The 15,593-nt window shown below is 72.0% G+C and carries 16 protein-coding genes; 7 read left to right on the top strand and 9 right to left on the bottom strand.

The genetic code is table 11. The annotated features are described in order from the left end of the window. Nucleotides 1-125 precede the first annotated feature (125 nt). A complete protein-coding gene (locus AB0K17_RS30265) occupies nucleotides 126-338 on the top strand; it encodes a hypothetical protein (protein ID WP_365967537.1) in 213 nt (70 codons plus the stop codon). A gap of 91 nt (nucleotides 339-429) precedes the next feature. Here AB0K17_RS30265 and AB0K17_RS30260 read toward each other — a convergent pair whose 3' ends face one another. Beyond that, nucleotides 430-1,041 (bottom strand): helix-turn-helix domain-containing protein, encoded by a 612-nt coding sequence (locus tag AB0K17_RS30260; RefSeq protein WP_365967538.1) that lies wholly within the window; start codon nucleotides 1,039-1,041, stop codon nucleotides 430-432. 143 nt (nucleotides 1,042-1,184) lie between these two features. Here AB0K17_RS30260 and AB0K17_RS30255 point away from each other — a divergent pair, with 143 nt between their 5' ends. Beyond that, entirely contained in the window at nucleotides 1,185-2,351 is a 1,167-nt protein-coding gene (locus tag AB0K17_RS30255; protein ID WP_365984952.1) for an NAD(P)/FAD-dependent oxidoreductase, read from the top strand. Nucleotides 2,352-2,648: 297 nt separating this feature from the next. Beyond that, nucleotides 2,649-4,349: an IucA/IucC family protein gene (locus AB0K17_RS30250; RefSeq protein WP_365984951.1), complete on the top strand. Its 1,701-nt coding sequence runs from the start codon at nucleotides 2,649-2,651 to the stop codon at nucleotides 4,347-4,349. Nucleotides 4,350-4,531: 182 nt separating this feature from the next. Here the strand turns inward: AB0K17_RS30250 and AB0K17_RS30245 are convergent, their stop codons facing one another. The 4 genes from AB0K17_RS30245 to AB0K17_RS30230 form a co-directional block, all read right to left on the bottom strand. Continuing rightward, on the bottom strand, nucleotides 4,532-6,850 hold the full coding sequence (locus AB0K17_RS30245) for a heavy metal translocating P-type ATPase (RefSeq protein ID WP_365984950.1): 2,319 nt from the start codon (nucleotides 6,848-6,850) through the stop codon (nucleotides 4,532-4,534). A 92-nt stretch (nucleotides 6,851-6,942) separates the two neighbouring features. Further along, nucleotides 6,943-7,242, bottom strand: a complete 300-nt coding sequence (locus AB0K17_RS30240) for a heavy-metal-associated domain-containing protein (RefSeq protein WP_365984949.1) — start codon at nucleotides 7,240-7,242, stop codon at nucleotides 6,943-6,945. Nucleotides 7,243-7,526: 284 nt separating this feature from the next. Further along, nucleotides 7,527-8,456: a hypothetical protein gene (locus AB0K17_RS30235; RefSeq protein ID WP_365984948.1), complete on the bottom strand. Its 930-nt coding sequence runs from the start codon at nucleotides 8,454-8,456 to the stop codon at nucleotides 7,527-7,529. A 99-nt stretch (nucleotides 8,457-8,555) separates the two neighbouring features. Further along, entirely contained in the window at nucleotides 8,556-9,023 is a 468-nt protein-coding gene (locus tag AB0K17_RS30230; RefSeq protein ID WP_365984947.1) for a hypothetical protein, read from the bottom strand. 385 nt (nucleotides 9,024-9,408) lie between these two features. Between AB0K17_RS30230 and AB0K17_RS30225 the strand changes: the two genes are divergently transcribed. Then, nucleotides 9,409-10,143, top strand: a complete 735-nt coding sequence (locus AB0K17_RS30225; RefSeq protein WP_365984946.1) for a dienelactone hydrolase family protein — start codon at nucleotides 9,409-9,411, stop codon at nucleotides 10,141-10,143. 53 nt (nucleotides 10,144-10,196) lie between these two features. Next, on the top strand, nucleotides 10,197-10,856 hold the full coding sequence (locus AB0K17_RS30220; protein ID WP_365967622.1) for a GNAT family N-acetyltransferase: 660 nt from the start codon (nucleotides 10,197-10,199) through the stop codon (nucleotides 10,854-10,856). Here AB0K17_RS30220 and AB0K17_RS30215 read toward each other — a convergent pair. From AB0K17_RS30215 to AB0K17_RS30205, 3 genes are all read right to left on the bottom strand, one after another. After that, nucleotides 10,752-11,831: a MerR family transcriptional regulator gene (locus AB0K17_RS30215; RefSeq protein ID WP_365984945.1), complete on the bottom strand. Its 1,080-nt coding sequence runs from the start codon at nucleotides 11,829-11,831 to the stop codon at nucleotides 10,752-10,754. The genes AB0K17_RS30220 and AB0K17_RS30215 overlap by 105 nt on opposite strands. A gap of 86 nt (nucleotides 11,832-11,917) precedes the next feature. Next, complete coding sequence (locus AB0K17_RS30210; protein ID WP_365967547.1) at nucleotides 11,918-12,253, bottom strand: AzlD domain-containing protein; 336 nt, start codon at nucleotides 12,251-12,253, stop codon at nucleotides 11,918-11,920. Continuing rightward, the gene (locus AB0K17_RS30205; RefSeq protein ID WP_365984944.1) at nucleotides 12,250-12,963 is read right to left on the bottom strand and encodes an AzlC family ABC transporter permease; all 714 of its coding nucleotides are present in this window, start codon (nucleotides 12,961-12,963) and stop codon (nucleotides 12,250-12,252) included. The genes AB0K17_RS30210 and AB0K17_RS30205 overlap by 4 nt, the downstream gene beginning before the upstream one ends. A 28-nt stretch (nucleotides 12,964-12,991) precedes the next feature. On the opposite strand from AB0K17_RS30205, the gene AB0K17_RS30200 reads away from it, so the two are divergent. Next, nucleotides 12,992-13,564 carry an XRE family transcriptional regulator gene (locus AB0K17_RS30200; RefSeq protein ID WP_365967549.1) on the top strand — a complete coding sequence of 191 codons (573 nt, stop codon included), beginning with the start codon at nucleotides 12,992-12,994 and terminating at the stop codon, nucleotides 13,562-13,564. Nucleotides 13,565-13,676: 112 nt separating this feature from the next. On the opposite strand, the gene AB0K17_RS30195 is transcribed toward AB0K17_RS30200, so the two are convergent. Then, a complete protein-coding gene (locus tag AB0K17_RS30195; RefSeq protein ID WP_365984943.1) occupies nucleotides 13,677-14,603 on the bottom strand; it encodes a LysR family transcriptional regulator in 927 nt (308 codons plus the stop codon). 70 nt (nucleotides 14,604-14,673) lie between these two features. On the opposite strand from AB0K17_RS30195, the gene AB0K17_RS30190 reads away from it, so the two are divergent. Next, nucleotides 14,674-15,423 (top strand): SDR family oxidoreductase, encoded by a 750-nt coding sequence (locus tag AB0K17_RS30190; protein WP_365984942.1) that lies wholly within the window; start codon nucleotides 14,674-14,676, stop codon nucleotides 15,421-15,423. The last annotated feature ends 170 nt before the right edge of the window (nucleotides 15,424-15,593 follow it).

Raw genomic sequence — 15,593 nt, 5'->3', positions numbered from 1 at the left:
CTGCGGGCGCGTCGTGGCTTGTCGCGCAGTTCCCCGCGCCCCTGACGGGGCGCCGTGGTGGCTGCGTGACGAAGATCCGCCGGACACGGCCTAGGTGTGTTGTCCCGGGACAACACACCTAGGCCGTGTCCGGTGAGTCCGGGCGCGCATACAGCGCCCAGGACATGCTCGATCCCTACTTCCACGAGCCGCTCCGGCTCCAGAGGGACACGCGGCACGGCCACCTGTGGGCGTACAACCCCGAAGTCGGTCGCCTCCCTTCGTGGATCAAGCAGGCGAGGAACCGCGACGAAGTGCTGCGCGGGCTGGACCGCATGCGGGCCTCGCTCGCGGCGTGAGCCGACCCGACGAGCTCACACGGCGCCTTGTCGCCGCGGCCGCGGTCCGGGCGTGTCCTCGGATGCCCGTCGGTCGGACGCGGGACACGCCTCAGCGGCCGCTCCCCGCGCCCCAACCCCGCTCCAGCAGGGCGAAGATCTCGTCCGCGGCGCGCTGCGGGTCGGGGTGGCGGTGGGCGACGAGGGGGGCGTCCAGGGCGAAGCGGGCCAGGGCGGCGCAAGCGGCGTCGTCCTCGGGAGCGCCCGTCTCCTCGGCGATGGCGCGGGCCAGGGCCGTTTCGTGGCGCATCCACATCCGGTGGGCGTACTCGCGCAGGGCCGGGGTCTCCTCCACCATGCGGGCGAACTCCGCCAGCTGCGGCCCTGCGGCATGCCCGCCCGGCGGCTGGGGGATCAGGCTGTGCGGGCCCACGGCCGTCACCAGGTGCTCGCGCAGGGCCTGCGGGATGGAGACCCCGGGCGCGCGGTCGCGCACGGCGGCGACGAGGGCCGCCTCGATGTCCTGGTCGAGGTCGAAGACCAGGGCCTCCTTGCAGGGGAAGTGCTTGAACAGCGTGGTCACCGACACGTCGGCGGCGTCCGCCACCTCCTTCACGCCGACCTGGTCGTAGCCGCGGTCGAGGAAGAGCTCCAGGGCGGCGTCGGCCAGGGCCTTGCGGGTCTGGGCCTTCTTGCGCTCGCGGCGTCCGGTCGGTGCGTTCACCGGCCCACCATACCCCGCGGTGGCCCCACAGGTTGAGTGGAGCAAAAAGTTAAGTCATTGCACTTACGTAGTGGGTGTGCTTTTGTGGGGGTGCCGCATCCGGCAACGCATTCCGCACCCTCCCACCGTCGAAGGAGCCATTGGTGAACGCCCATTCCGCCCGCATCGCCGTCGTCGGGGCCGGCCCCGGCGGGCTGATATGCGCCCGCATCCTGCAGGTGCACGGCTGGTCCGTCACCGTCTTCGAGCGCGAGGCGTCCCCTTCCGCACGGACGCAGGGCGGCACGCTCGACATCCACACCACCACCGGCCAGGAGGCGCTGCGCGAAGCCGGCTTGCTGGAGAAGTTCCACGAGCTGGCCCGGCCCGAGGGGGAGGTGTGGCGCCAGATCGATCCGTTCACGGCCGAGGTCCTGATGGTCGACAAGCCCGCCGACGGTCAGGCCGGCCGGCCGGAGATCGACCGCGGGCAGCTGCGCGGGCTGCTGCTCGACTCCCTCGCTCCCGGCACCGTCCGCTGGGGCTGCCCGGTCAGCCGCGTCGTCCCGCTCGGCGACGATACGCACCGGCTGCTGTTCGAGGACGGCACGTCGCAGGACTTCGACCTGGTCGTCGGCGCCGACGGCGCCTGGTCGCGCGTCCGCCCGGCACTGACCGACGCCGTGCCCCACTACACCGGCGTCACCTTCGTCGGCACCGGGTTCGACGACTCCGACACCCGCCATCCGGCGTTCGCCCGCCTGGTCGGCGACGGCACCATGTCGGCCCGCTCCGGCAGCAAGGCGCTGACGGCCCAGCGCAACAGTGGTGGCTACCTCGACGCCGTCGCCATGTTCCGCGCCCAGGAGGACTGGTACGTCGCCGCGGGCCTCGACTTCGCCGACACCGCCGCCGTACGCGCCCACCTGCTGGCCAAGTACGACGGCTGGCACGACAGCCTGCTGTACCTGCTGCGGGCCGGTGACAGGGGATTCGTCAACCGGCCCCTGTACGCCCTGCCGGTACCCCCGGCCTGGGACCACGTGCCCGGCCTGACGCTGGTCGGCGACGCCGCCCACCTGATGCCGCCGCTGGGCGTCGGCGCCAACCTCGCCCTCCTCGACGGCGCCGAGCTCGCCCTGGCGCTCGTCGCCCACCCGCACCTCGACGCGGCGGTCCGGGCGTACGAGGAGGTCATGCTGCCGCGCGCGGCGGACCTGGCCGCACGCACCGCGCAGGGCCTCGACCACTTGCTGCCGCCGGAGGGCGAGCCCGAGCCCGTTCCGGGGGCGAGGGGCTTCGAGGGCTACGAGGGGCCGAGCGGCTCATAGAGGCAAGCGAACAACAGATCAGTCGGCCCACACCCGCGCCAGGCAGCGGCCGGCGTGCGGTGGGGGCGGGTCGCCTAACGGTGGGACACGGCGGAGGTGACGGGCCGACGGCCCGGGAGGCGCGGCGCGCGCCGGACCAACTCGGCTGCGCCACAAAGGGATTGACATGAACGGTGCCAGTTCTACAGTCTCCCTCGTGCTGTACCTGCTGGCGCTGCCCCTCGCCGACTCCGTCGCCGAGGATCGGGTCGGACGTGTCGTGGCAGCGTTCCGCGCCGCCCATCGCTGGGAGATCGTGTGACGGCGGCGGAGGAGGAAGTCCTCGCCCGGGCCCTCGGCGCCCTGCTGCGGGAGGACCCCTACGGCCTGCGTCCCGGGGCGGTCGTCGAGCACCGGCCCGATGGCGACTGGCTCACCCTTCCCCATGCGGACATTCCCATATGTTCCGATGGCTTCCAGTGCGAGATCCGGGTTCGTCCGGTGCCCGGCCTCGGTGCCGTGCTGGACCGGCTGCGCGAGGTCGTGGACGAGCGGGATCTGCCGGGTTTCGACGCCTTCCGTGCCGAATGCGACCAGGCTCTGGCCATGGTCGGGTTGCAGTGTCGGGAGCGGTCGCGTGTGGTCGCGAGGCTGGTCGAGGAGTACGGGCCCGTGGCGGAGTGGACAGGGGTGCGGGGGTCCCTCGCATTCGAGGCGCTGGCCGCCTTCCGGGACCATCCGGTCTACCCCACCGGTCGGGTGCGCAACGGTCTCGACGAGCGTCAACTCCTCGCGTACGCCCCTGAGTTCCGGCCCGTCTTCGGTCTGCGCTGGCTCGTGCTGCCGCGTGACGCGCTGGCCCTCGGGCGGCGGGCCCGGCTGCCGCACTGGTGGCCGACCCCCGCCTCCCTCGGCCTGGCCCGGTCCGGCGACGGGTCCCTGGCGCTGCCCGTTCATCCGCTCACCGCCGAGGGCCCCCTCGCCGAGGCCGTTACAGCCGCCGGTCTCGTCGGTCGCGCGCGGCTCGCCGGGAGAACATGGCCGGCCGTCGTCCCCACGCTGTCCATGCGGACCGTCGCCGTGGCCGACGACCCCGGCGTCCACATCAAGCTTCCCCTCGCCACGTCCACCCTGGGCCTGCTCAACCGGCGCACCATCAAACCGGGCGTCCTACCCGACGGCGAGTGCGGTCAGCGACTGGTGGCGCAGATCGTGGCCCGCGAGCCCCGCTTCGCCGACACCGTGCTGCTCACCGATGAACGCACCCACCTCGGCGCGGGCCACGAACTTCTCGCCGCGCTCGTCCGCCGCTACCCGCCCGGGCTCGACGACGCCCATGTGGTGCCGGTCGCCGCCCTTCTGGCCACCTGCCCCGACGGCCGTCCTGTCGTCGACGTGCTCGCCGAACACCACTACGGGGGCTCGGTGGCCGCGCTGCTCGACGCCTACCTCCGGCTGCTGCTGGACTGGCACACCACCCTCTTCGCCTATGGCATCGCGCTCGAATCGCACCAGCAGAACACCTCGATCGTCCTCGACAGCCACGGCGGCACCCCCCGGTTGCGACTGTTGCTCAAGGACAACGACGGGCCGCGCGTACACCCTGCGCGTCTTGCCGCACGGATCGGCGAGGGAGCGGCCGCCGGCCTGCTGGACTTCACCGACCCCCGGGTCCTCGTCACCGACGACGGCCCGCTGGCCGACCTGTTCACGACCGTGACCGTTCATCTGTGTGCGGCTGCCCTTGCCTTCGAACTGGCCGAACGCGGCCGGGGCCCGTTGGGCGCCTGGCTGGGCCTGCTCCGGGACCGGCTCACCGAGGCCGTCGACCGACTTCCCGCAGGACCGGCCGCGGTGCTGCGCGCCCGGGTGCTCGAGGCACCCCGGCTGCCGATCAAGGCGATGGTCACCGCCGGAACACTGTTCAGCAAGGACCGCTCGGGCGCCGTGGACATCAACAAGTACTACGTCGACGGGCCCAACTACCTGCTCCCCACGGATGCGCAGCGGCCGGTATGACTGCCGGAAGTCGCATCGAGCTGCCGCTGCCCGGATTCCTGGCGATCCCGACGGATTCGGCCACCGCGGCCGGATGCCGTTAGTACCGCTGGCTGGGGCGCGTCGCCGTGGTGTCGCGCACGTGGGTGTGCACACCGGGAAGGCCCGGCCGTATGGCGGCCGGGCCTTTGAGGTGCCTGCGCTTACTTGAAGCGGCGCAGTCGGAGGCTGTTGGTGACGACGAAGACCGAGGAGAAGGCCATGGCCGCGCCGGCGATCATCGGGTTGAGCAGTCCGGCCGCCGCGAGGGGGAGTGCGGCGATGTTGTAGCCGAAGGCCCAGAAGAGGTTGCCCTTGATGGTGCCGAGGGTGCGGCGGGAGAGCCGGATGGCGTCGGCGGCCACGAGCAGGTCGCCGCGGACGAGGGTGAGGTCGCCGGCCTCGATGGCCGCGTCGGTGCCGGTGCCCATGGCCAGGCCCAGGTCGGCGGTGGCCAGGGCGGCCGCGTCGTTGACGCCGTCGCCGACCATCGCCACCGTACGGCCCTGGGCCTGGAGGCGCTTGACGACGTCGACCTTGTCCTGGGGGAGGACCTCGGCGATGACCTCGTCGATGCCGACCTCGCGGGCCACGGCCTCGGCGACGGCCTTGTTGTCACCGGTCAGCAGCACCGGCGTCAGGCCCAGGCGGCGCAGCTCGGCCACCGCCTGCGCGCTGGTGTCCTTGATCGCGTCGGCCACGGTGAGGACGCCCCGGGCCTCGCCGTCCCAGGCGACGGCCACGGCCGTACGGCCTTCCGCTTCGGCGGCGGCCTTCGCCGCTGCCAGCTCGGCGGGCAGCTCGATCACCCTCCCCCAAGGCCCTCCGACAAGCTCCGCTCCAGGGGGTGTCCCCATGGCGAGGAGCTTCTCCCGCCCGACGAGGACCGCGTGGCCCTCCACGACGCCCTGCACGCCCAGTCCGGCGATGTTCTCGAAGCTCTCGGGCACGGGCAGGGTGCCGGTGCGGGCGGTGGCGCCGTCGGCGATGGCGCGGGCGATGGGGTGTTCGGAGGCGTGCTCCAGCGCGCCGGCCAGGCGCAGCAGGTCGTGCTCGGTGACGCCGGGGGCGGTGATGACGTCGTGGAGGGCCATGCGGCCGGTGGTGACGGTGCCGGTCTTGTCCAGGACGACCGTGTCGACGCGGCGGGTGGACTCCAGGACCTCGGGGCCCTTGATGAGGATGCCGAGCTGGGCGCCGCGGCCGGTACCGACCATCAGGGCGGTCGGGGTGGCCAGGCCCAGGGCGCACGGGCAGGCGATGATGAGGACGGCGACGGCGGCGGTGAAGGCGGCGGTGGCGTCACCGGTCACGAACAGCCAGGTCAGCAGCGTGCCGAGGGCGATCAGCAGGACGACGGGGACGAAGACGCCGGAGATGCGGTCGGCCAGGCGCTGGACGGCGGCCTTGCCGTTCTGCGCGTCCTCGACCAGCTTGGCCATGCGGGACAGCTGGGTGTCCGAGCCGACCCGGGTGGCCTCGACGACCAGCCGGCCGGAGGCGTTGACGGTCGCGCCGGTGACGGCGTCGCCGGCGGTCACGTCGACGGGGACGGACTCGCCGGTGAGCATGGAGGCGTCGACGGCGGAGCTGCCCTCGACCACGGTGCCGTCGGTGGCGATCTTCTCCCCGGGCCGGACCACGAACCGGTCGCCGACCATCAGCTCGGCGGTGGGGACGCGCACCTCGCGCCCGTCGCGCAGGACGGCCACGTCCTTGGCGCCCAGCTCCAGCAGCGCCCGCAGGGCCGCGCCCGCCTTGCGCTTGGACTTCGCCTCCAGGTAGCGGCCGGCGAGGATGAAGGCGGTGACGCCGGCCGCGGCCTCCAGGTAGATCGAGGAGGAGCCGTCCGCCCGCGAGATGGAGAAGTCGAAGCCGTGCCGCATGCCCGGCATGCCGGCGTGGCCGAGGAACAGGGCCCACAGCGACCAGCCGAGGGCCGCGAGCGTACCGATCGACACCAGCGTGTCCATGGTGGCGGCGCCGTGCCGGGCGTTGGTCCAGGCGGCCTTGTGGAAGGGCAGCGCACCCCAGACGACGACGGGAGCGGCCAGCGTGAGGGAGAGCCACTGCCAGTTGTCGAACTGCAGCGCGGGCACCATGGCCATCAGCACCACCGGCAGCGCGAGCACCAGCGAGACCATCAGCCGCTGCCGCAGGGCACCGACCTCTCCGCCGTCGTGGCCGGCCTCCTCCTGCGGTATCTCCGCTTCCGCACGGGCGGCCGGCTCGGGCGGTTCCTGAGCGGTGTAGCCGGTCTTCTCGACGGTGGCGATCAGATCGGCGACCTCCACTCCCGGCCCGTAGGCGACCTTGGCCTTCTCGGTCGCGAAGTTGACCGTCGCCGTGACGCCGTCCATCCGGTTGAGCTTCTTCTCGATGCGGGCGGCGCACGAGGCGCACGTCATGCCGCCTATGGAGAGTTCCACCGCGGAGGCGGGTGCGGCGGGTGCCGGTGTCTTCTCGGGAGCGATGCTGGTCATTGCTGTGGGTCTCCTGGAGGAGGGCCGGGTCGTACGGCGGCCATATCAGTGGGGCGGTACGACCCGGCAGGGGAATACCGGGGCGGGGTATCTCAGGCGCGGCCGGCGAGCTCGTAGCCCGCCTCGTGCACGGCGGCGCGCACGGCCTCGTCGTCCAGCGGGCCGGCGGAGGTGACGATCACCAGCCCGGTGGCGGCCACGGCCTTGACGGACGTCACGCCCGCTATCGCGGAGATCTCCTGCGCGATCGAGCCCTCGCAGTGGCCGCAGGTCATGCCGGTCACCTTGTACGCCGTGGTGATGCCGTCCTGGACGTCGGCCGGGGCGCCGGTGGCGCAGGTGCCGGCCGGGGTGCAGCAGGAGCCGGTGCCGGAGATCGTCTGGGAGGTCATGGCTACTTCCTTCGGGACGCAGGTGCGATGCCTTGCGGAAGTGGTGCCGGGTGCTGCCCGGCGTCCTTCCGACAACAAGAACGATATACCCCCCAGGGGTATTCCGGAAGGGCGAAGGTGAGGCGCGTCCGCCCGGCGAACGGCCGGGCGTGCGCAGGGGCCCCATCGGGTCGGGAGAGCCGCGGCTGCGGCGCGGCTCGCGCAATGGCGGCCGGCCGTGGCGCGACGGCACATGGACGACCGCGGGGGCGGCCCTGAGGAAGGTGCCGCCCCCGCTGCCCGCGTCAGCCGACGCTGAGGGTCAGTGCGGCGGTGTGGAGCTTGCCACCGGTCCGGAACTGCAGGAACAGCCGCCAGTTACCGGCCTTGGGCAGCATGGCCCGGAAGGCCAGGTCCGGGCCTCCGTTGTCGCCCTTGGCCTCGGTCTCGGGGTGGAGGTGGGCGAACGTCTGGTCGCCCTCGTGGAAGGCGGTCAGGTGGGCGTAGGTCCCCAGGTAGGGCTGGAGGTCGGTGACGGGCTTGCCCTCCTTGCTGATGCTCACCGTCATGGGGTGCGCCATCCCGACCATCGCCATGCCCTTGAGCGTGACCGTGTAGCCGTCGGCCTCGACGGTGTCAGTGGCCTTGGGAAGCGGGGTCTGCTGGGCGTCGCCGGGGACGGTGACGGTGCGGCTGAGGACGAAGTCCTTGCCCTTGCCCGGGCCGCTGTCCGGCGTGAACGAGGCGTACGTACGCCAGGTGCCCGGCTCCAGGGCCGCCAGGTCCGCGGTCCAGGTGCCATCGGCGGCCATCGCCGGGTGGAGGTGCTGGAAGCCGGTGAGGTCCGAGCGGATGGCGTAGAAGTGCATCCGCTTGGTCTGCTCCTCGGCGAAACCGGTGACCGGCTTGCCGTCCGGGCCCGCGATCCGGAACGTGTACGCGGCTTCCTTGCCGGCGGGCAGCTCGGCGGCGGTGGAGGTCAGCTTGTAGCCGTCCTTGGCATCGGCCAGGCCGTCGCCCATGTCGCCGTGGTCCATGCCCGGCATCGAACCGTGGTCGTGGTCCATGCCTGCGGAAGAGGCCGAGGCGGAGGGCTTGGAGCCGTGATCCATGCCGGGCATGGAGCCGGAGTCCTTGGACGAGCCGCAGGCCGCCAGCGTCACCGCGAGAACGACAGCCGTGCCGGACGCCGCCAGCGAGCGACGGCGGGGAGAAAGACGAGAAGAGAACGACATCACACGAAACCTTCGGGGTGTGCGCGCCGCAGGAGCGCGCGGTTGATCAGGACACATGGCCCGATGCCGCCCGTACACCGGGCGCGGGCTAGGTGCCTGTCAGTTCCGCGCTACACACTTGCTCAGCAACACTTCACGCCCCCGCCCCGGCGGCCCGCGACGACCGACGCTCCCAGTGGCCGGATGCCGCTGCACCAGTGCCCAGCCGGCCAGGCCGCCGGAGACCACGGCGGCCAGGAGCCAGATCGTCGGCAGGGGGAGACGGTCGCGCGCGGCTGTCGCCACGCACTGCGTCCCGTGCTCGCCGCTGATCGCCTGCACGTCCATATGCGCGGCCATATGCGGGGCGGAAGAGCGGGGCGCGGCCGGGGGCATTGCGGCAGTCATGCCGTGCTCACCGTGGCCGGCATGCCCGGCGGGAGCGGTGACGTGCCGCTCCTCCATCGCCGTGTGGCAGCCGGTGGCCGCAGAGGCCGGAGCGCCGTGCATGAGGAAGAGCCCGAACAGCACCACGCACACCGCCGTCAGCCGGGCAAAGCCCCGCCTCCGCGACTGCGCACTGTTCACCGCCACCTCATCCCTTCACGATCGATCCGGACTCCGGTCGGAAAAACCCTGTCAGACGATACCCCCGCCCGGTACCTCTTGTGAGGGGCTTCACCAGGAGTGATCGCCTCGCACTGCCGTGACGGCCGTGTCCCCGACGAACGGCAGACTTACGGCGCGCTCCGGGCGAGTGCTGGCGCCCGCTTGATCGGGCGGGCTACGCTGCGCGGTCATGACTACCGGGACGGCCTTGCGCCACACACGGATTGGTGACCCGGTGCTCCCCTGAGCGCCGTACGGGCCGATGCCGGCCCGCTGTTCGAGCGAGGGCCGTGCGCTGCTGCGCGGGCTCCGCCTCCGTCGTGTTGATCACGCGTTCGACACGTCAACCACGACAGGAGGATTCATGCCCATCAAGACGCTGCAGATTCCCACCGCGGACGGCCTGGCCGACGCCTTCGCCGCCTTCCCCGACCACGGCGACCGGCACCCCGGGGTGCTGATGTACCCGGACGGCTTCGGCATCCGGCCCGTGCTGCGGGAGATGGCCCACGCGCTGGCCCGGCACGGGTACTACGTGCTCGTCCCCAACCTCTTCCACCGGCACGGCCCGGCGCCGGTGATCGAACTTCCCGAGCACATCGGGGAAGAGGCCCGGCCCCGGGTCATGGCCGAGCTGATGCCCTTGATCGAGGCGCACACCGCCGAACGTTCCCTGAGCGACGCCGACGCCTACCTCGGGTTTCTCACTGCCCAACCCGAGGTAGGCGCCGGTCCGGTCGCGGTGACCGGCTATTGCTTCGGCGGCCTCCTGGCGATGCGCACCGCCGCGGCCCACCCCGGCCAGGTGGCCGCCGTCGCCGCATTCCACGCCCCCGTGGGCGCCGACGGGCCCGGCCTCTTCGCGAAGATCACCGCCCGGGTCCACCTCGGCCACGCCGAAGGCGACCTGACACCCGATGCCCTCGGCGAGCTCAACCAGGCCCTGGATGCCGCAGGTGTCGACTACACTTCCGAGATCTACCCCGGCACCGTCCACGGTTTCACCATGGCCGACACCGACGCTTTCGACGCCGCCGGGCTCGAGCGCCACTGGGACCGCCTGCTCCCCCTCCTGGAGCGCACTCTGGCCAACCACTGAGGCCCCTGTGATCACATAGCCTGCTGAGCAGGATGAGAAGCCCGGGGGTGGCGATGACCGTGGTACTGAGCTCGGCAGATGTGACACTGCGTCCGTGGGAGGCCGGTGATGCCACTGCGCTGCTGGCGCTGGCCGATGACGAGGAGCTGCGCCGCTGGACGTCGCACCGGGTGGCCGACCGGGACGACGCGCTGCGCTGGATCGCCGCAGAGGCAGCAGGGTGGGAGACCCGGGAGCGGCTCGGCTTCGCGGTCCTCGCGCAGGGGCGGGTCGCGGGTCACGTCGTGCTCAAACGGCCGGGTGGCGTGGGCGCCGTGGCCCAGATCGGCTACTGGACCGGTGCTCCCGCGCGCGGCCTCGGTCTGGCCTCCCGGGCCGTCGGGATGCTGACGGCCTGGGCCTTCGACACCGACGAGGGGGAGGGGCTGACCCGCCTGGAACTGATCCACAACGCTGGTAACCCGGCCTCCTGCCGGGTGGCCGAGAAGGCGGGCTATGCCCTGGAAGCCGTCCTCCCACCGCGCCCACCACGCCCGTTGGAGGGACACCTGCACGTGCGGGAGCGCGGGGCCGTTCCGTCGCCGCTGCCGGGCCTCCCCCAGGGTTTCTCAGGCGGACTCAGGCGAATGGTCGGAGTTGATGGGCATGGCCAGGATGGTGAGATCGCCGCGGTCGGCGGAGCGGATCGTGACGGGCTGGTCGTGTCCTCGTAGGTCGAGCAGTACGTCGGGGCCGATCGCGGTGCTCACCGCGGGATAGAGCGTGGTCAGCTCGAACCGGAGCCGGAGGGGCCGGCCCGTCGCGGTGGCCGGAAGGGGGATGCCGGGGTGTTCGACGTCCGCTGACGCGACGTTCACTGCGTGGTCGGCGACATGCAGTGCGACGCGCCCGCCGGGTTGTTCTTCCAGGGCTCGCAGGAGCAGGTCCTTCGAGACCATCGCACGAGTGGTGACTTCGGCCAGTGACGCGAGCATCAGCCGGTAGTCGGGGAACTCCTCGGGCAGCAATCGGCAGTATTGGTCCTCCCGGTCGGCCGCACGGAACCAGATCCCGTTCGGGACGGCTTCCAGCCGCACCAGCGCACTGCGGCGGATCTCGGCGACCGCAGCTCGCAGCTCGCCGCCGTTCACCGTGCCGGCCCACGTCTGCGTCGGCGCTTCAGCCGGTGTCAGCGTTCTGGTGGAGAGTCGGTATCGGTCCGTCGCGGTCAGAGTGACTGCCTCATCACTCGCCTCGATGCGCAGACCGGCGAGTGCCGGCATCCCGCGCTCGGGTGCGGTCGCGGTCAGGACCTGCTCGACCGCGGCCGCCAGCACGGGCCCCTTCACCGCCGTGATCGCAAGACCTGGCGCGTTGCCGAGCGCGGACTTGATGACAGCGGCCTTCTGCTGCACGGCCGCTGCATCCCCGACGACTTTCGCAACATGCTCATCGACCAGCCGGGAAGCCTCGTCGGCCCCGCAACCCAGCACAGCCTCGACAGCGGCCAGGGGCATGGCGAGCTCGCGGAGCCGACACAACGTGGCCCCCCGGGCCACCTGGGCAGTGCTGTAGTAGCGGTAGCCCGAGACCGGGTCGATCTCGGCAGGGGGCAGCAGCCCGGAGTCGGCGTAGAACCGCAGTGCGCTGGAGGTCAGTCCACTGCGTCGGGCGAAGGCCCCGATCGGCATCAGCTCATCATTCGGCACCGCGTCATCTTCGAGCTTCGACCAACTTGAAGGTCAAGACCGACAAGCACCGGCACCGACCTCATGGCCGGCAACAACCAGGGGCACTACGGGACGCCGAGGAGGCGCAGAGCGGCGGTCACCGCGGCGGCCGCCAGGACCACGGCCAGGAACGGCACCTTGCGCCAGGCCAGCACACCGGCCACCAGGACACCGGCCGGTCGTGCGACGCCGGCCGGGCCGTGGCCCTCCATCAGCGCCGTGGTCGCGACCAGTGAGGCGAGGAGGACGACGGTGGAGATCTCCATGAGTCTCTCGGCCCGCGGCGGAAAGGTCATTCGGCTGCGCAGGTACGGCCCGGCCAGGCGCAACGCGAAGGTGCCACCCGCGAGGACCAGCGTTGCGGCGAGGAGAACGGCGGGATGTGCGCCGGGATGATTCATGCGCGGGTCTTCTCCCGTACGGCGGTGAGGGACAGCCCGGTCAGGGCGAGCAGGACCGGGAGGCCGGCGGGCAGGAAGGGGACGGCGGCCAGGGCGACGGCGGAGCCGGCGAGGGCGGCCCGGCGCTTGTCACGGTCGCGGAAGGCCGGGACGATCAGGGCCAGCAGGACGGCCGGGAACATCGCGTCGAGACCGAGCGCGTCCGTGTCGTCGATGACGGTGCCGATGGCACCGCCGGCGAACGCGCCGAGCGGCCAGCACACGAGGATGCCCAGCCCGCACGTCCAGTAGGCGGCTTTCTTGCGGGGGAGGTCCTGCTGGGCGAGGGCGAAGACGACGCTCTCGTCGTTCATCACGTGGGTGCCGAGCGCGCGGCGCCAGCCGCTGCCCAGGACGTCCGGCAGGGCCAGACCGAACGGCAGGTGCCGGGCATTGACCAGCAGGCCGGCGAGAACGGCGGCGACCGGGCTGCCGCCGGCCGCCACGATGCCGATGAACAAGAACTCCGAGGAGGCGGCGAGGACGGTGAGGGCGAGCACCACGGGGAGCCAGAGCGGGAAGCCCGACGCGACGGCGATCGCCCCGTAGGACAGGCCGATCACGCCGACTGCGAGGCACACCAGGGCGAGGTCGCGCAGGACCGCTCGGTCCAGCGTTCTGCATATCGACTGCACGTTCATTAGAATGAACACCATCGGGTCGTTCGTCAAGGCGAACGTATGACTAATGGAGCGAACGATGTCGCAGGAGCCAGCGTCCCCCGCCAAGGTGCCGCTCGAAACGATCGCGGCCGGGCTGCGCCGCGAACGCGCCCGCTCCGGACTCTCCCTCAGCGAGGTGGCGCGCCGGGCCGGCGTCTCCAAATCGACGCTCTCCAACCTGGAATCCGGCAGCGGAAACCCCAACCTGGAGACGCTCTGGGCCCTGTGCGTGGCCCTGGACGTCCCGTTCTCCCGCCTGCTGGACCCGCCCCGCCGCAGCACCCAGGTGATCAGAGCGGGCGAGGGCGCGGCCGTCGCCGCCGCGGAGTCCGACTACCGGGCCACCCTGCTCTCCGCCAGCCCGCCCGGCGCCCGCCGCGACGTCTACCGCATCGACGCCGAACCGGGCACCGTCCGCGCCTCCGACCCCCACATGCCCGGCGTCGTCGAACACCTGCTGCTCGCCAGCGGCCGCGCCCTGGCCGGCGTCGCGGGCGAGGCCGTCGAGCTCGGCCCCGGCGACTACGTGGTCTACCCCGCGGACCTCCCGCACGTCTTCGAGGCCCTGGAACCGTCGACCCGCGCCGTCCTGGTGCTGGAGCACCCCTAGGCCGTGTCCGGCGGATCTTCGTCACGCGCCACCACGGCGCCCCTACGGGGCACTGCATGATCCGCCGGACACGGCCTAGGCGTCGTGGCCGCCGAGGTCGCCTGCGGAGACCTCAGCGGCATGCGGAACACACGTTGGCCGGGCCGCTCTGTCGCCGTACGACGTCCTGGGCCGCGGCGGCGAAGGCGCGGATGCGGGCGGTCTCCGTGTGCTCGCGCCACACCAGGCCGTACTCCAGCGGTGGTGCATCGCAGAAGGGCACGTAGGTGACGTTGGGGCGCGCGTGGTAACGGGCTTCGTGGGCGGCGGTCGGATGGACGCCGCGGCCGGCGCCGACGAGCGTGAGGAGTTCCTGGCGGGTGGCCGCCTCCTGGCCGCGCTCGACGGGGCGTCCGGCGGGCGTGGTGGGCGGGATGAGGTGGTCGAGCCAGTACGCGGGGAGGGCGCCCGAGAGGCTCAGGACCTTGTCGGTCGCGAGGTCCTCGTAGGCGACCCAGGGGCGGCGCGCGAGAGGGTGCCGGGTGGAGACCGCCAGGACGCGGGTGTCGGAGATGAGGACGGGGCCGGTGCGCAAGTCGTCCCCGGCGACGGGGAATTGGGCGAGTACGAGGTCCAGGGTGCCCTCGCGAAGGGGCCCGAGGGGATCGGAGAGTGCCGTCTCGTGGAGCAGGACCTCGTCCGCCGCCGGGTGCCGCTCACGGTAGGCGGTGGCCGCGGTCATCACCAACTCGCCCGCCAGCGGGCTGGTGAAACCCACCCTCAGTGGCGCGGCCATGCCCCGCCCCGCGGCGACCGCCCGGGCCACCCCCGCCTCGATCATCTCGTAGGCCGGGCCCACGTCGTCCCTCAGTCGCTCGCCGACGGGCGTCAGGGAGACGCGCCGGCTCGTCCTCTCGAAGAGGGCGGTGCCTATGCGCCGTTCCAGTTGCTTGATGGTCTGGCTGACCCTCGCCTGGGAGACGTGCAGCCGTTCCGCCGTGCGTCCGAAGTGCAGCTCGTCGCAGAGCGTCAGGAAGATCTGAAGGTCCCGTCGTTCCATAATGTGCAGGTTATCGATCGTTTCGCGAACGGCCGTTGTTCGGCTGATCACTTCTGTCGATGCTGGAGGCATGAACACATGCCCCGCCCGCCCTGTCCGCCCCGCCCGTCCCCTCGCCGTCGTCACCGGAGCCGGCTCCGGCATCGGCGCCGCCACCGCCCGCGCCCTGTCCGGGGAAGGCCACCCGCTGCTGCTCCTGGGCCGCAACACCGCACGCCTGGAGGCGCTGGGGTTGCCGGACGCCATCGTCCGGTCCGTCGACGTCACCGACGGTGCAGCGGTGGCGGACGCCGTCCGGGAGGCCGAATCCCTCCACGGCCCGGCCGACCTGCTGGTCAACAACGCCGGCGTCATGCTGCTCGGATCGGTGGACCGGCAGCCCGTGGACGAGTGGGATCGGATGCTCGACGTCAATGTGCGGGGGCTGCTCAACGGCGTGCGCGCCGTGCTGCCCGGCATGATCGAGCGCCGTCACGGCACGGTGATCAATGTGGGTTCCGTGGCCGGCCGCAAGAGCTATCCCCACCACACGGTCTACAGCGGCACCAAGTTCGCGGTGCACGGCATGTCCGAGAGTCTTCGGGAGGAGGTCTCGCCGCACGGCGTCCGTGTCGTCACCATCGCTCCCGGTGCCGTCGAGACGGAACTGCTCTCCCACACCACGGACGAGGCGGTCAAGGCCGACTACCAGGCGTTCAAGGACTCGGTCGAGATCCTCACCCCGGAGGACGTGGCCGACGCGATCACCTTCGCGTACCGGCTGCCCCAGCGCGTCACCCTACGGGAGCTGGTCGTCGCCGCCACGGGGCAGGCTGCCTAGGCCGTGTCCGGCGGATCATGCAGTGCCCCGTAGGGGCGCGGGGAACTGCGCGATCAGCCAGCGACGGCCTGCAGCCGACGCGCCGGGGGCGAAGCGCGGCACCCCATCTGCGGGCGCGTCGTGGCTTGTCGCGCAGTTCCCCGCGCCCCTGACGGGGCGCCGTGGTGGCT

Origin of the sequence: Streptomyces sp. NPDC049585 (assembly GCF_040675615.1) — a bacterium.
GTDB lineage: Bacteria > Actinomycetota > Actinomycetes > Streptomycetales > Streptomycetaceae > Streptomyces > Streptomyces luteosporeus.
Note: the sequence above shows the minus strand (reverse complement) of the source record. Positions and strands in the feature narration are given on the sequence as shown.

Coding starts and splice junctions, on each gene's coding strand:
- AB0K17_RS30245 (WP_365984950.1), bottom strand. CDS start 6,850: ATGACCAGCATCGCTCCCGAGAAGACACCGGCACCCGCCGCACCCGCC.
- AB0K17_RS30240 (WP_365984949.1), bottom strand. CDS start 7,242: ATGACCTCCCAGACGATCTCCGGCACCGGCTCCTGCTGCACCCCGGCC.
- AB0K17_RS30235 (WP_365984948.1), bottom strand. CDS start 8,456: ATGTCGTTCTCTTCTCGTCTTTCTCCCCGCCGTCGCTCGCTGGCGGCG.
- AB0K17_RS30225 (WP_365984946.1), top strand. CDS start 9,409: ATGCCCATCAAGACGCTGCAGATTCCCACCGCGGACGGCCTGGCCGAC.
- AB0K17_RS30220 (WP_365967622.1), top strand. CDS start 10,197: ATGACCGTGGTACTGAGCTCGGCAGATGTGACACTGCGTCCGTGGGAG.
- AB0K17_RS30210 (WP_365967547.1), bottom strand. CDS start 12,253: ATGAATCATCCCGGCGCACATCCCGCCGTTCTCCTCGCCGCAACGCTG.
- AB0K17_RS30200 (WP_365967549.1), top strand. CDS start 12,992: ATGTCGCAGGAGCCAGCGTCCCCCGCCAAGGTGCCGCTCGAAACGATC.
- AB0K17_RS30195 (WP_365984943.1), bottom strand. CDS start 14,603: ATGGAACGACGGGACCTTCAGATCTTCCTGACGCTCTGCGACGAGCTG.
- AB0K17_RS30190 (WP_365984942.1), top strand. CDS start 14,674: ATGAACACATGCCCCGCCCGCCCTGTCCGCCCCGCCCGTCCCCTCGCC.